The sequence below is a fragment of the Helicobacter canis genome, assembly GCF_008693005.1.
Lineage (GTDB): Bacteria > Campylobacterota > Campylobacteria > Campylobacterales > Helicobacteraceae > Helicobacter_B > Helicobacter_B canis.
The window spans coordinates 65,984-80,472 of the sequence record NZ_VXKE01000006.1 but is presented as its reverse complement, the minus strand read 5'-3'; the positions used below and the strand labels follow the sequence as shown (position 1 = coordinate 80,472).

The 14,489-nt window shown below is 45.9% G+C and carries 11 protein-coding genes; 7 read left to right on the top strand and 4 right to left on the bottom strand.

The window, feature by feature from the left end:
* Positions 1 to 33: 33 nt before the first annotated feature.
* From F4V45_RS02295 to F4V45_RS02275, 5 genes are all read left to right on the top strand, one after another.
* Positions 34 to 243 carry a hypothetical protein gene (locus tag F4V45_RS02295; RefSeq protein WP_150336874.1) on the top strand — a complete coding sequence of 70 codons (210 nt, stop codon included), beginning with the start codon at positions 34 to 36 and terminating at the stop codon, positions 241 to 243.
* A gap of 72 nt (positions 244 to 315) precedes the next feature.
* Positions 316 to 1,104 (top strand): flagellar basal-body rod protein FlgG, encoded by a 789-nt coding sequence (gene flgG, locus F4V45_RS02290; RefSeq protein WP_023929369.1) that lies wholly within the window; start codon positions 316 to 318, stop codon positions 1,102 to 1,104.
* Positions 1,105 to 1,197: 93 nt separating this feature from the next.
* A complete protein-coding gene (locus tag F4V45_RS02285; protein WP_150336873.1) occupies positions 1,198 to 1,851 on the top strand; it encodes an outer membrane protein assembly factor BamD in 654 nt (217 codons plus the stop codon).
* Between the two features lie 18 nt (positions 1,852 to 1,869).
* Complete coding sequence (gene lon / locus F4V45_RS02280) at positions 1,870 to 4,338, top strand: endopeptidase La (protein ID WP_150336872.1); 2,469 nt, start codon at positions 1,870 to 1,872, stop codon at positions 4,336 to 4,338.
* A gap of 62 nt (positions 4,339 to 4,400) precedes the next feature.
* Positions 4,401 to 5,102, top strand: coding sequence for a Bax inhibitor-1/YccA family protein (locus tag F4V45_RS02275; protein WP_150336871.1), 702 nt, complete (start codon positions 4,401 to 4,403; stop codon positions 5,100 to 5,102).
* A gap of 101 nt (positions 5,103 to 5,203) precedes the next feature.
* On the opposite strand, the gene F4V45_RS02270 is transcribed toward F4V45_RS02275, so the two are convergent.
* Both F4V45_RS02270 and F4V45_RS09305 read right to left on the bottom strand, forming a co-directional pair.
* Positions 5,204 to 6,010: a DUF815 domain-containing protein gene (locus F4V45_RS02270; protein WP_150336870.1), complete on the bottom strand. Its 807-nt coding sequence runs from the start codon at positions 6,008 to 6,010 to the stop codon at positions 5,204 to 5,206.
* Positions 6,007 to 7,995 carry a M99 family carboxypeptidase catalytic domain-containing protein gene (locus F4V45_RS09305; protein WP_170235126.1) on the bottom strand — a complete coding sequence of 663 codons (1,989 nt, stop codon included), beginning with the start codon at positions 7,993 to 7,995 and terminating at the stop codon, positions 6,007 to 6,009. Before F4V45_RS09305 ends, F4V45_RS02270 begins: the two co-directional genes overlap by 4 nt.
* Positions 7,996 to 8,119: 124 nt before the next feature.
* On the opposite strand from F4V45_RS09305, the gene F4V45_RS02260 reads away from it, so the two are divergent.
* Positions 8,120 to 8,662: a flagellar FLiS export co-chaperone gene (locus tag F4V45_RS02260; protein WP_150336869.1), complete on the top strand. Its 543-nt coding sequence runs from the start codon at positions 8,120 to 8,122 to the stop codon at positions 8,660 to 8,662.
* A 48-nt stretch (positions 8,663 to 8,710) separates the two neighbouring features.
* Here F4V45_RS02260 and F4V45_RS02255 read toward each other — a convergent pair whose 3' ends face one another.
* Both F4V45_RS02255 and F4V45_RS02250 read right to left on the bottom strand, forming a co-directional pair.
* Entirely contained in the window at positions 8,711 to 10,600 is a 1,890-nt protein-coding gene (locus F4V45_RS02255; protein ID WP_150336868.1) for a dynamin family protein, read from the bottom strand.
* Positions 10,597 to 12,975 (bottom strand): dynamin family protein, encoded by a 2,379-nt coding sequence (locus F4V45_RS02250; protein WP_150336867.1) that lies wholly within the window; start codon positions 12,973 to 12,975, stop codon positions 10,597 to 10,599. The genes F4V45_RS02255 and F4V45_RS02250 overlap by 4 nt, the downstream gene beginning before the upstream one ends.
* Before the next feature lie 98 nt (positions 12,976 to 13,073).
* Between F4V45_RS02250 and nhaA the strand changes: the two genes are divergently transcribed.
* Complete coding sequence (gene nhaA / locus F4V45_RS02245) at positions 13,074 to 14,489, top strand: Na+/H+ antiporter NhaA (protein WP_150336866.1); 1,416 nt, start codon at positions 13,074 to 13,076, stop codon at positions 14,487 to 14,489.

Sequence of the window (14,489 nt, the reverse complement as noted above, 5' to 3'; positions counted from 1 at the left end):
CTAAGGCGTAAAATTATTGAAAAAAGTGAAGCAATGCAGCCTGACTCTGCGCATTTTCACACCCTCCTTTTTAAAAAGCTTGGCAACAATCCTTTAACTTCTTTCATACTTATTTGTGCTAATGCGCCCTTTATTATCCTAGCGACATTTTTCTACGCCAATACCGCTGCGCTTATGCTTACTTGCCTAGTCTTTATCATCGCCTATATGCTTACTTATCGCCTACTGATTAAATCGATATAATGTAGCTACGCATTTAGGAACTTTTTTTGCTTTATCTTTTGGGTATTTAATTTCGCGCCCAAAGGATTGCTTATGATGCGCTCACTCTATACCGCCACCACAGGGATGCTAGGACAGCAGCTCCAAATTGATACCACTTCAAACAACATCGCCAATGTCAATACCACTGGCTACAAAAAGCAGCGAGCTGAGTTTAATGACCTCTTTTATCAAACGCTGCAATACGCCGGCACTGCCACAAGTGAAACGACACTATCCCCCACAGGCATAGAAGTAGGGCTTGGCGTGCGCCCGGGTGCGGTGCAAAAGATGTTTTCCCAAGGTAGCCCCAAAGAGACAGAAAACAACCTTGATGTAGCCATTGAAGGCAAGGGCTTTTTCCAAATCCAGCTGCCCGATGGCACGATCGCCTACACAAGAGATGGGGGCTTTAAGCTTGATGATAATGGCAATATCGTAACCGCGCAAGGCTACTTGCTCCAGCCCCAAATCACTATCCCCCAAGATGCCACGCAAATCAATATCGGCACAGATGGCACGGTGAGTGTCGTGCAGGCAAATAATGGCGTAAGCAATGTGATAGGGCAAATCGAAGTAGCAAACTTCATAAACCCAGCAGGGCTGCACTCTTTGGGGGATAATTTATTTTTAAACACGAATGCTTCAGGCGATGCGATTGTAGGCGTGGCTAGCACAGAGGGCTTTGGTGCGCTTAGGCAGGGCTTTTTAGAGCTAAGTAATGTCAAGCTTGTGGAGGAGATGACAGATCTCATCACTGGGCAAAGAGCCTATGAGGCAAACTCCAAAACAATCCAAACAGCCGATGCAATGCTCCAAACGGTTAATTCCCTTAAACGCTAGAATCTACTAAGATCTCCTAGCGCGCAGGCTTTGTGTAAGCTCTTTGCTGATGTAGTGTATAATGCGCAAATTTTACAAGCTCTAAGGTGGTGTATGCGGTTTTTTGTATTGTTGCAGTGGTGTGTGGTTGTCGCTGGTGCGCTGCTCTTTAGCGCGTGTGATAAGAAAGACAAAAACGAGTTCAATAAGCCTGCGATGTATTGGTATCAAAATATCATCAAAGAAATCAAATTTGGCAACTTAGAGGGTGCGGATAATTTTTATGCGTCATTACAAAGTGAGCATATCAACTCTCCCCTGCTGCCAGATGCAATGCTTATCCTAGGGCAAGCCCACACAAGAAAAGAAGAGTATCTGCTCGCAGAATTTTACTTTGATGAGTATTTGAAACGCTTTGGCACTGCGCAAAATGCTGATTTTATCACTTACTTAAAGCTTCAAAGCCGATATTACGGGATTAAGAACTCAAGCAAAGATCAGGAGTTTTTCTCTGACTCTCTCTCTGCCTTTGATGATTTTTTAGATAAATATCCTACAAGTCGGTATGTGCCTTTTGTGCAGACAATGCAAGTGCGCTTTGTGCTTGGGCAAAATGAGCTAAATAAGGGCATTGTCAATGTCTATAAAAAGCAAAAAAAGCCAGAAGCCACGCAAAAATACCTTGATAGAATCGATGATGATTTAGAGTCTAGTGCGCAGCCAAGGGCATCATATATCCCTTGGTATGTGCGTATGTTTAATTGGTAATTATTTTAAGGAGTAAGTATGCAAAACTCACAGCAATTCCCAGCTACCCTGCCTGTAATCATAGAAGAAGACTTTACCTACCCTTTTGCGATCGCGCCTATTTTCACCCAAGGGCAGAAAAATATCGCAGCAGCAAATGCCGCCCTAGAGCGCAACGACCTTGTGCTTGTGTGCTGCGAGAAAGCACCAGAATCTAGCAGTGATGAAAAGATAGATTCTAGCGAGGCATCATTTTATGATGTGGGCGTGGTGTGCAAGATTTTGCGCAAAGTGTCCTTGCCTGATGGGCGCGTGAAGATTCTAGTGCAAGGAATGGCTACGGCTAGGGTCATTGCGCTAGATACGCAAGTAGATGAGACAGAATCTAGCGACTTAATCCAAGCTGTGGTTGATATTATCGAGTATCAAGACTACAACCAAGCGCGCGTGGAAGCGATGATGAAGTTTCTGCTAGAAAATGTCCAAAACTACGCCAATATCAGCCATTTCCCCCCAGAAATGCTCAAAACACTTGAAGAGACAAACGACCCAAATCGTATCATCGATCTTGTCGCTTCTACACTGCGTTTAAAGCCAGAAGAGACTTATAAGCTTTTTGCAAGCAATAATATTGAAGAGCGAATGATGATGCTAATAGATTTTGTAACGCAAGAAATCCAAGCCCAAAAACTGCAAAAAGAAATCAAATCGCGCGTGCATGATAAGCTTGAGCAGACAAATCGAGAGTATTTTCTAAAAGAGCAAATGCGCCAGATCCAAAAGGAGCTAGGGATTGATAAGCAGCGCGATGAGGAGCTTGATGAGTTTGCCAAAAAGCTAGAATCTATCAAGCAATTTCTCAACGAAGATGCCTACAAGGAGATCAAAAAGCAAATCAACCGCCTATCCAAAATGCACCAAGATAGTGCCGATGCGAACTTATTGCACAACTATGTTGAGTGGGTTTTAGAAATCCCTTTTGGCAAATACGCTAAAGGCGAGCTCTCTATCAAAAATGTCGCCAAGCAGCTAGACTTAGATCACTACTCTTTAACCAAGCCAAAAGAGCGCATTATCGAGTATTTTGCCGTGCGCGAGCTACTTGCTAAGAATGCCAAAGCCCTAGCAAAATCTAAAGACCCTAGCTCTAAAGCAAAAAAATCAAAAGAAGAGAGCCAAAAGTCCAAAGGCACGATTTTGTGCTTTTATGGACCTCCGGGCGTGGGGAAAACAAGCCTTGCAAACTCCATTGCCAAAGCAATTTCGCGCCCGCTTGTGCGCATAGCCCTAGGAGGGCTAGAAGATGTCAATGAGCTGCGCGGACATAGGCGCACCTACATTGGTGCTATGCCCGGGCGCATTGTGCAAGGGCTTATTGAAGCAAAGGAGATGAACCCAGTGGTCGTGCTTGATGAGATCGATAAAGTCGCGCGTGGTGTGAGAGGCGATCCCACAAGCGTGCTACTAGAGATTTTAGACCCCGAGCAGAATGTGGAGTTCCGCGATTATTACACAAATTTCAGCATTGATTTATCGCAAGTGATTTTTATCGCCACGGCAAATGACATCGCGCAAATCCCAGCCCCGCTGCGCGATCGTATGGAGTTTATCTCCATCTCTAGCTACACCCCGCAAGAAAAAGAGCAAATCGCGCATAAATACCTAATCCCCCAAGAGCTTAAAAAGCACGGGCTTAGTGAAAAGCAAATCCAATTTACTAAAGAAGGCGTGCGCGTGCTAATAGAGCGATACACACGCGAAGCAGGTGTGCGCTCGCTGCGGCGGCAAATTTCTACAATTTTGCGAAAAGTCGCTACAAAAGTGCTGCAAGATGGCGATGAGTTTAAGCCCATCAAGCTTACACCTAAGCAGATCCCAAACTTCCTAGACAAAGTGGTCTTTGAGATTGAGCAATCAAGCAAGAAAGCGCGCGTGGGTATTATCAATGGGCTTGCTTGGACAAGTGTGGGTGGTGATGTGCTAAAAATTGAAGCCATAAAGCTTATGGGCAAGGGCGAGCTAAAGCTCACAGGAAGCTTAGGTGATGTGATGAAGGAGTCCGCGCAAATCGCACACTCTGTGGTAAAGGTGCTGCTTGATAATGGCAAGCTAGATTCTAGCTCACTAGCAAAGTCTAAGTCCAAAGAGCCTATTTATAATCAATACAATATCCATCTCCACCTCCCAGAAGGAGCTACGCCAAAAGATGGTCCAAGTGCGGGGATCGCTATGGCGTGCGTGATCGCATCAATCCTTTGTGAAAAGCCCATAAGTGGTGAAATCGCTATGACAGGAGAGCTAACGCTAACGGGCGATGTCTTGCAAATTGGCGGATTGAAAGAGAAGCTCATCGCCGCACACAAAGCTGGGATCAAGCGCGCTCTAATCCCGGCTAAAAACTATGAACGAGATCTAAAAGAAATCCCACAAGAAGTGCTAGAGAGTATGAAGGTTATCCCTGTGCAGACGATAAAAGATGTGTTTGCTGAAGTATTTGGGCGCAGCTAGCAGGAATAGTCGTTTATATAAATACTATATAATCCCAGCGCATTTCATCAAAAGGAGATAAAATGGGACTTTATGATAGAAACTATACAAACAATACAAGCGATGTAAATGCAGCTGCTGAATATGCAGCAGCACAGGATAGTGCGCTTGTGAAATTTGTCAAATTGACTTATATTTTCTTTGGAGCAAGCCTGTTTTTCGCCTTTGTTGGCGCGGTGATTGGTTTCTACAATCTTCAGTTTGTGGTGGAAAATCGTATGATGCTTGTCATCGTTGAGATTGCAGCACTCTTTGGGCTTATATTTTCTCGCTCAAAGCCCGGACTTAATGTCGCAATGCTCTTTATCTTTACGCTACTTACAGGTGTAGTGGCTACGCCGCTTATCTATATGGTAGCAGCCAAATCGGGCGTAGAAGTTGTGGTGATGGCGTTTGCTATGACAACAATTGTCTTTGGTGTGATGAGTATCTTTGGTATTAGGACGACAAAAGATCTAGCGAGTATGGGCAAAATGCTTTTTATCACCTTGCTTGTTGTGTTTGCTTGCTCACTTGTGAATCTCTTCCTTGGGAGCTCTATGTTTCAAGTGATTATCTCAAGTGTGGCAGTCGTTCTCTTTAGCGTGTATGTAGCCTATGATACGCAAAACATTATCCGTGGGCTTTACACAAGTCCAGTAGAAGCGGCTATTAGCCTATATCTTGACTTCTACAATATCTTTATGAGCCTTCTCTCTCTTATTGGTCTATCAAACAGAGACTAATAAGAGTCTCTTGGAGGGGCTAGATTCTAGCTATTCTTCTATTTTCTCTTTATTGCTATTTGCTTTTATTATTTTTATCTTGCTTTTTTGGATTCTAGGTTTTATATGCTTTTGTTGCACCACGCTGTGGCGAACTCTTCAGCTATACGCGCATTTCTCCCACCTATCTTGGTGGCGAAGTTTAGTGCGCTTTGGCGCGATGGGCTAGACTCTTCTAAAAAGCTTTTATCATTTAAGATACGCGCGATATGCTCTAAGTATTCTTGCGCACCAATATCGTAAAATCCAATTTGCAAGCCAAATCGCTCGCTTAATGCCAGCTCTTCTTGGACTATCTCGCTGCTTGGGGTGAGACTCCCAGCGCGCAAAGAGCTAGATTCTAGTAGCCTGCGGAGATTAGAGGTAGCATAGAGTAGGATATTGCTAGCTTTTGCTTCAAGTGAGCCTTGCAAAGTGCTCTTTAGACTTTTGTAGGTTGGATCTTCTTGGGAAAACGATAAATCATCGCAGAAAATGATAAAGCGATAAGGTAGGTCGCGCAAGCTATCAAACACCAAAGGCAGCAGGCAAATATCCTTGCTATCAAGCTCAAGCACGCGCAAAGGCGAGCTAGAATCTAGCAGATGTGGCAGCAAGGTAGCCTTGATCAATGAGCTTTTCCCACAGCCCTTAGCACCAAACAACAATGCGTGCAATGCCTGCTTCCCAGCCAAAAACGCGCTTGTGTTTTCTTGCAGCACTCTAGCTTGGCTCTCAATGCCAAAAAGCCTAGGCATCTCGCCAAAATCCGCAATTACACGCAAGCAAAACTCCCCTGCAAAGGCGCGGACTATGTAGGCTCTATGTGTGTGCCACTCCGCACTTGCTAGCAGCTTAAAGGGTGAGTTTGTGAGAGATTCTAGGCTCATTGCTCACTTTTATCGACAAACTCAAGCAGTATCATACCGCCAAAGCTTTCTTTATAGTTTTGGGTCTTGGGCTTTGGAGCACTTGGGCGTGGCTTGGGGCTAGTGCGTGGCTTAGCACTTGGCGCGCTAGATTCTAGTGGCGCAAGCAGACTTGCAAGGATATAGCCATTGATGTCGCGTTTGGTGCTATTGCTGCCATAGACATAGTGGATTTGCGCCCACTGCTGATTATGTGCAGAATCTAGCCCCGCCTTAGTGGAGCGCACTTCCATTATCCGTCCGCGTGGGGCTTTTGCTACGATTGCGGCACTGGTGCTTGGCTCAGCGCGGATATGGGCTAGATTGACCCTTACTTGAGCGAGCTTGGAGCTATCATTTGGCTTTGTAAGGCTTGCAAGGATATAGCCTACAATCTCATCTCCCTGCTCACGCCCCTGCGTGCCACTTGTATAAATGTAGCGCACTTTGAGCCATTTCCCTTGTGTAGATTCTACGCTCTCTAGGACTTCTAGCTCTCTCCCCCAGCGCACCATACCAACAACACTAGAATCCACACCTGCTCTTGCGCGGATATTGGCTAGATTGACACTGACACGCACGCTTGAAGAAGCCTTGTCCCCAGCACTAGAGTCGCTAGAATCTATACTAGAATCTATCTTTTGCGCGCTGCTAGATTCTGGTGTATTAGCACTCTCTTCTGTGTTTAACTTCTCTTGGATATAGACTTCTGCGCGATAGAGTTTGCCAGCTGTATCAAGGCTTGCGTTTGGGCTTAGTGAAGCTTTTGTAATGTGGCTAGAGTCCTTGCCCATAAGCCCCACGACTTGGACGCGCGCTTGGCGTTTGTCATCAAGTGCTATGGTGCTAGGCAGGCTGATCTCGCGCGCTATTTGCACGCGCTCTCCTAGCGCGATCTTGCGCACTTGCTTGTCGATCGTAGCTTCTAGGGGGGCAAGTGATCCTTGGTAGAAGTCAATGCGCTTTGGGAGGATCTTTGTCATCACATTGTTGCCGTATTTTAGGGTTAGAGAGCCATCTCGTGGCAGAAGCCCTAGAATCTTGTTGCTTGAAGTGATGGTGATTTCACTAGCCTTTTTGCCTTTGGGGATAGGGAAGCTTGCAAGTGGGGTTCGCAAGCCAAAGAGTGGCATTTCAGGGAGATTCTCAAGCCTAAAGGTTTGGGAGCGATCTTTAATGGCTTTTTGCACATTTTGTGGTGAGAGCGTGAAATCTCGCTCAAATTCTATGCCCATTTGCGTTAGAAGCGCATCGATGGCAAGTAGGTGGTAATACACGCGCTGGGCGACATTAAGCTCCTTGCTTGCTTCATTGGCATAGCCGGGCTTACCCTGATTGATCGCATAAAATGTCAGGGCTTTTTGCATTTCTTTGTCTTTTTCAGCGGTTTGGGTGTTGTGCAAATGGTAGCGATGGATTGGGGCTAAGAGATGGGCATTGATATGCGCGATCATTGCGTTTGCGATAGATTCTAGCGCGCCATATTTCGCGCCTTCTAGGGTAACTTGATCAATGACCGTGCAGTTCCCCCAGCGATTTGGATTAGCAAGCGCGCTCTCAAAGCTTGGGCGATAGTATCCGCTCCCATCGTGCAAATGTAGCACCGCTTGGACTTGATCTTCTTTGATGACGCTTTTGATATGCTCGATTAGTGGCTTTTCTGGGTCGTTTGGGTTAAGGGCTGCAAACTTGCGATTCATATCATCATAGATTCCACGATGGTTAAGTAGCATAGAGTGCGGGTTTAGCACAGGGACTACCCAAACACTTCCATTTTTGATTGTGTAGTGATTGAGAAAAATATTTGTCGCATTAAATCCGCCGGGCTCATCGCCTTGTATCCCACCGATAATAAGCAGCGTAGGGGACTTTGACACCTCTTTTTTGATCACTTCAAAGTCAATGGGGTGCAGTGTCGCTGCGCTAAGCAAGCCCGCTAAGCAAGCCCATAGCCAAATAAATCGCATTGCTGTCCTTGTGAAAAAATAGCCGTGATTATAACAAAATCTTACAAAGCTAGCCCTAGATAGCTGCAATACTTTAGGGAACAAAAAGTGCTTAAGACTATCTAAACCACTTAGGAGCTACCAAATGCAGCAAAAGGACATATTAGAGACATTTAAGAAGTATGTAGGGGACTTTGGACTAGCGCAGAAAATGCAAATCCCACTATGTAAAACCCAGAGAATCCAAAACTTTGGCGAGAGCATAAAAAGTGCCAATGAGCTCACAGGCGCATTGCAAGTGCTTAAAAATACCTACAAAAAAATCCTAGATTCTGCTAATGGGCTAGGCAATGATGAGGTGCAAGACCACTTAATTATCTATCAAATCCAAGAGCAAATTGCAAATTGCAAATTTATGGGTAATGAGCTGTTTGACTCTGTGCTTAGTGCTAAGGTTGGCGCACAGAGTGTCGAGTTTGAAAACCCATCGCCTATGCCCTTGCTAGATCGCGGGGACTTTGGCGGATTTATAGGCTATATCCAAGATAAAACTAGTGAGATTACGCAGGCATTAGGCACATTATCGCAGGCGATTTGTGATGAAAGCTTGTTTGGCAAGGCAAGCCACACAGATACAAGCGTGGATTTTGAGCGATTTGATCCATCGATGTTTTTGCGCAAGAGCTAGAATCTAGCTACACGCTTTACAGAGCCAAGCCAAAAGCTTGGCTAGATTCTAGTGGTGGCTTTGTAGCTCTTCTAGGGCGTCGCGCAGGGCTTGGATATGGGATTCTAGGGTGCTTAGATGTGGCGCACTAAGCTCTGCTGCGTGCTCAAAGCACTCCATATAAGCTTGACTCAAGCTCCATAGAGTCCTTTTGTATAGGGCATTGTGTAAAGAAAGCCTATCTTGGAATGTGAGAAAATGCAGGGCATTATTTAGGCTATCACGGATATTTTCTAGCGTGGGGGTAAAAAGCGCGAAGTCTTTGGGGGATTGCTTGTGCTTGTGCAAGGCGTAGTTGATCTTGCTATCAAGCTCGGTGAGTGCTAGAGATATGGCGTTTGGATAGTTTAGGGTGATGAGAGTCTTTAGCGAGTCAAGCTCGCCTTGCAGTGCGCATAGAGCGGCTGTGTTTTGGGCTTGTATGCGCGCTAGGGTGCTGTGCTGCAATGTTTGCAGGGTGTGTTGTAAAGCAGGGGTAGAATCTGCCCAAAGCTCGCAGCCAGCTTGCTTAAGTGCTTCTAGCTCACTATCAAGGAAGCTGCCAAGCTCCTTGCCAAACGCACCTATTTGCAAGCCCAGCGTGCGAAACTCTGGCAAGAAGCGATTTTCTTGGCTATGTAGCTTGCTTATGAGCGTGTCTTTTGGGATTATGGTGGCTTGGTAGGCTTGCATTTGCTGGGTGCGCATACCTAGGAGATTTTTGCTAGTGATTGGTAGGCTAAATTCGCTAGATTCTAGCTGGGAGAAGATGTATTGCGCGAGGTTTTCTAGGGCGTTATCATAGCGTGTGAAAAATGCGCTAAATTGCTTTTCTAGCCCGCTTTTTAGGGCATTAAAGCGCAAGGTGCTATCAAAGCACTCAATGGTCTGTAAGTAAGCTTTAGTAGTGCTTTGTGCCTGCTCTATCTCCGCTATGCTAAGGGCTAGAATCTCCCCTAAGGTGTGTAGAATCTTGCTAGATTTTAGTTCTTTGGCATTGCTAGTAAGCTGTGCTGTGATAAACTCTAGCACCGCTTGGAAGTTTGAGTGCGCATAGAGCTGGCTAGATTCTAGTGGAGTGGTGGGCTGCTCTTGGTGGGCTTGGATCGCCTTTAGGGCTTGTTTAGCAGAGATGGCAATCACTTCGCTAAAGCTACCGCTAAAGGCAGATCTAGCGTAATCTAGGCTTGTTTGCACTTCTTTTTCATCTTGTAGGCGATCTTTTTGGTTTAGCACGCATAGGGATTTAGAGACATACTGCTTGATGTGGGCTTCTATAATGTCCTTTTCACTTTGCTTGCCGACATTGTCGATTAAAGAGAGCCAGATAATCCCATCTACACGCGATAAAATGGCGTTTGTCGTCTCTGTATCAATGGCATTTTGTGAGTTGAAGCCCGGCGTATCAAGCAGGCTGATAGAGCGTAGCAGTGCCACAGGCGCGCGCAGGATAAATTCACGGATTTGGAGATTTTCTAGCTCATCTAATGTGTGGAAAAATTCTAGTGGCTTTGGCGCGCTTGTGCCATCGTTGTAGATAACTTCTAGGCTGTAAGTATCGCCATAGCAGATGGTGCAAACTTTTGAAGTGATTGGCGTGATACCACTAGGCAGGATTGCACGCCCCATTATAGCGTTGAGAAAAGTGCTTTTGCCGCTAGAGAATTGCCCCACAATCGCTATGGTAATAGGCTTATCAAAGTCTCTTGTAAGCGTGTCTAGTGTGCTAGCGCGCTGCTTTGTGAGCGAGTCTGTGCGGCTTAGTGCGTAGCGAGTAAGCTGGATAGCTTTATGCAGGGGATTGGTATTATCCACGAGTAGGCACTCGTGGATAAAGGACTCTAGCAGGGTGGGAGAATCTATGCTTAGAGCATTTGTAGAATCTATGGCTTTGGAATCTGGTGTGGTCGCTTTCATCATAGTGCCTTAAGGATCATTTGCACTTCATTATGCAAGGATTGGATAGTTTTTTGCGCGTTTTGGAGTGCTTCTATGTCGTCTTTGGTGGCTGTTTTTGCTAGGGCAGATTCTAGGGCGCGCGTGTTTTTGGTGATTTTATCTTGCAAGGCGTCTTTTTGCGCTTGTGCGTAGTTAGTAAAGCTTTGGTGCAAAAGAGCCTGCACGCGTGTATTTTCTTGCGTGAGTAGGCTGATAAAATCTCCCATTTTCGTGCGCAAAAGCTCTTGCAGGGCAGCACTAAGCCTTTCTTGCGTGTTTTTGGTGTGTGTGGCGTTTAGCTCTAGCACGGCTTTTGCTAGCTGCTTGGCTAGGGTGCTAATGCTACTAGTGTGGCTTGGATAGGTGATTGGCGGAATGTCTAGGGGTATGTCTAAGGCTAGTGTGCTACTACTTTGTGCGAGCTCATCTAGTGTGCGGAGCTTCTTTGCGACTTTGTATTTGTATTCACGCATAAGGTCGTGGTAGCTATCTTGCAGGCTTTGGGCGATGATGGACTCTACACGCTCTGCACTTGGCTTTGCGTTTTTGGCGTATTCATAGGTTGTATCATCATAAAGCTGGGTGAAAAGCCTTTGGGTGTGGGAGTTTAGATGGGCGTTGATTAGCGCGATAAGCTCGCTTAGATAGCGCATAAACTCCTGCTCCCTTGCTTCTAGCTCCTTGCATAAGGTATCCATAGAATCCATAAGTGCTTGATTGCTAGCTTGCAAGTCGTTAGCTATGGCTTGCTTGTCGTGGCTGCTAGCTTGCAAGATACGCTGCTCTATGTGCAAATGCTCCTTTGCAGAATCTAGCTCTAGCAGCAAGCTCCTATATGCACTATATAGCAAGTCCCTTTGCTTAGGTGAGTCATCGCCAAAGAGCATAGATTCTAGGTAGGCTTGCACTTTTGGGAGTCCTGTTTGCTCTAGTGTGAAGTTTTGCGCCTGTGCTTTAGCGATGATGTCTTTATCATCTGTCTTATACCCTAGTGCAAAAAGTGAAGCCACAGGGATAAAGTCAATGCTATCAAGTAAGGCTTGTATATCGCCATCATAATGCGCCTTTTGTAGCTCCTTTTGCAGACTCTGGCGGGTGTAGGCTAGGCTAGATTCTAGCTCTTTGCTGCTAAGTAAATCCGCGCGCGTTAGCACTATAAGCAGCCTAGCCAAATGCCCGCTAATGAGCGACTCTAGGATAAAGTCCATATCCTTTTGTGTAGCGGCACAGCTTGCATTCATCACATAAATAAGCATATCGCAATGGTGCATATAGGATTTAGTTAGCTCCTCGCGGATTATGATTGGGTCATCAAGCCCGGGTGTATCGACAATCTCGACATTATTTTGTAAGAATGCTAGCGGGAGATAGAGCTCCACTTTTTTCACTAGTGCGCTAAATCCGTTTTCATAATTGGCTGAAGTGTAGCGCGCTAGCTCATCTATGGCAATGGCTTTTTGCCCGATGTGTAGCAGCTCTCTTTGCTCATCTGTAAGCGCATTAGCGTGAGTGGCTTGCGCATTTGCACTCTCCCACTCGCCCTGTGTGAAAAAATGCACCAAAGCAGATTCTACATCGCCATAGCGCAAGATAGAGAGATTGGCAGTCTCTGGGATTGTGGAAGTGCCTAGCACACCCTTGCCCAAAAGCGCATTTAAAAAGCTGCTTTTCCCCGCGCTTAGCACACCTGCTACACCGATAGAAAAATGGCTCTCTTGCAAGCGCGCTATGGCTTGCTCAAGCGCGGGCTTGGTGTGCGGAAGTGTCTGGGCGAGTGTATTGGCAATACTCATAAACTCATCTTTTAAAGCCTGCTTGGCTATGGTGGGCTTCTTAGCTGGCGCACTCTCTCTTGCAAGCTTTGTATGTGTGGTAAAAAATTTTTCCAATATGTTAAAAAGCCCCCTTGTGCGCTCTACATTGCATAATCCCGCGGCAATAATATGCGCCATTAGGGCTTTGCTCTCTTGTAGCTTTTCTATGCTTGTGTGTGCCAAAATAGCGCATTGCAAGGAGAGGAGAGCTAAGGGGTCTAGGCTAGAATCTACTTGATCCTGCATACCCACTGCGTGTAGAATCTGCTTAAAAGATCGCGTTTGCTCATAGCGTGCAAGGTTTGTAGAATCTACTGAAAGCATAATGGCTAGAGCTTGTGGCGGGATTTGCTCTAATGCTTGGCTAAATTCACAAGCGTTGGTAAAGAGTGTGTCAAGCTCGGTAGTGTGAAAGCTTGGCATTAGTATCTGCCAAAATGCCTGCAAAAGCTCTTTACGCGCGCTAGGCAGGTCGTCATAGTGCAGGGGTGGCTTGGGCTGTGGCGCAGGAGCAGCTGTAATGGAGTGTGTGGTGGTGTGCATAGGCTGACTTTTTGGGAAATGTTTGGGTGGGATTTTACCAAAAAAGACCTAGAAAATATTGCTATAATCTCGGCTCTATTTTATCTATAAGGGCATTTATGCGACCAGCAGGGCAGAATCTAGAGAAGCTAGGATTGCGAGATGTGTTTCTCAACTTCTTAAAAAGTGAGGCATTTGGGGGGATATTTTTGTTTTTCGCAGCGGTGCTTGCGATGATTATGGCTAACTCTCCACTTAGCGAGATGTATTTTAACTTTTGGCATATGGAGCTTGGGGTGGAGGTGCAAGGGCTTGCGCACGCCTTTCCATTCCTAGCGCATCTTGGCGCGCAAGGTGAAAATGGCAGTATATTTATAGGCTTTAGTATGCACCATTGGATTAGCGATGTGCTTATGGCGTTGTTTTTCCTAATGGTTGGGCTAGAAATTAAGCGTGAAGTGCTCTTTGGCGAGCTAGCAAGTGTGAAAAAGGCGATATTCCCAGCTCTTGCGGCAGTTGGCGGTATGCTTGTGCCCGGGCTTATTTACTTTGGGCTAAATGCTGGCACACCTTCAGCGCACGGCTTTGGTATCCCTATGGCGACAGATATAGCCTTCGCCCTTGGGGTGATAATGCTGCTTAAATCGCGCATACCTATGGCGTTGAAGGTATTTTTAGTAACGCTTGCGGTGGTTGATGATCTAGGGGCGATTGTGGTCATCGCGCTTTTTTATACAAGCACTTTGAATTATGCGTATTTGGGCTTGGCTTTGGTGCTTATTTGCGTGCTTATCGCGCTTAATAAGTTTGGCATTAAGGCATTAAGTCCGTATTTATGCGTGGGGGTGGTGTTGTGGTTTGCTGTGCATAATAGTGGAATCCACGCGACTATTTCCGCTGTGGCTTTGGCATTTTGTATTCCTGTGCGCCCCAAATTTGACCTGCAAGATTTCAACCCACATGTGAGCGCGATGGTTGATGGATTTGTCCGCAGTAAGAGTGATGATCAAGTGTTTTTAAATGAATCGCAAGTAAAAAATCTCCGCAATATGCACGAGACTATCACAATGGTGCAAAGTCCCTTAGGACGGCTTGAGCGTGCCTTGCACCCGTGGAGTGCGTATTGCATTATGCCGCTATTTGGCTTTGCTAATGCGGGCGTGCGCTTAGATGATGGCATAGATTTTAGCGCGCTTTTAGGCTTTGATCACATATTTTTAGGCGTGGTGTTGGGGCTGCTCATTGGCAAGCCTGTGGGGATTTTTCTCATCACATTTTTATGCGAGAAGTTTGGGATCGCCGCGCGCCCGAGTGGGATCACTTGGGGTGAGATTCTAGGGGCTGGTATGCTAGCTGGTATTGGCTTTACGATGTCGATTTTTGTCTCTGAGCTTGCGTTTAAAGGCGTGGAAAATGCCCAGCAAGCAGCAGAAATTTCTAAAATCGCTATCCTTAGTGGCTCGCTTATCTCTGGGATTATTGGGGCTCTCTTTTTACTTGGGGTCGCAAAAATAAAGGATAAAGTAAATAAATAG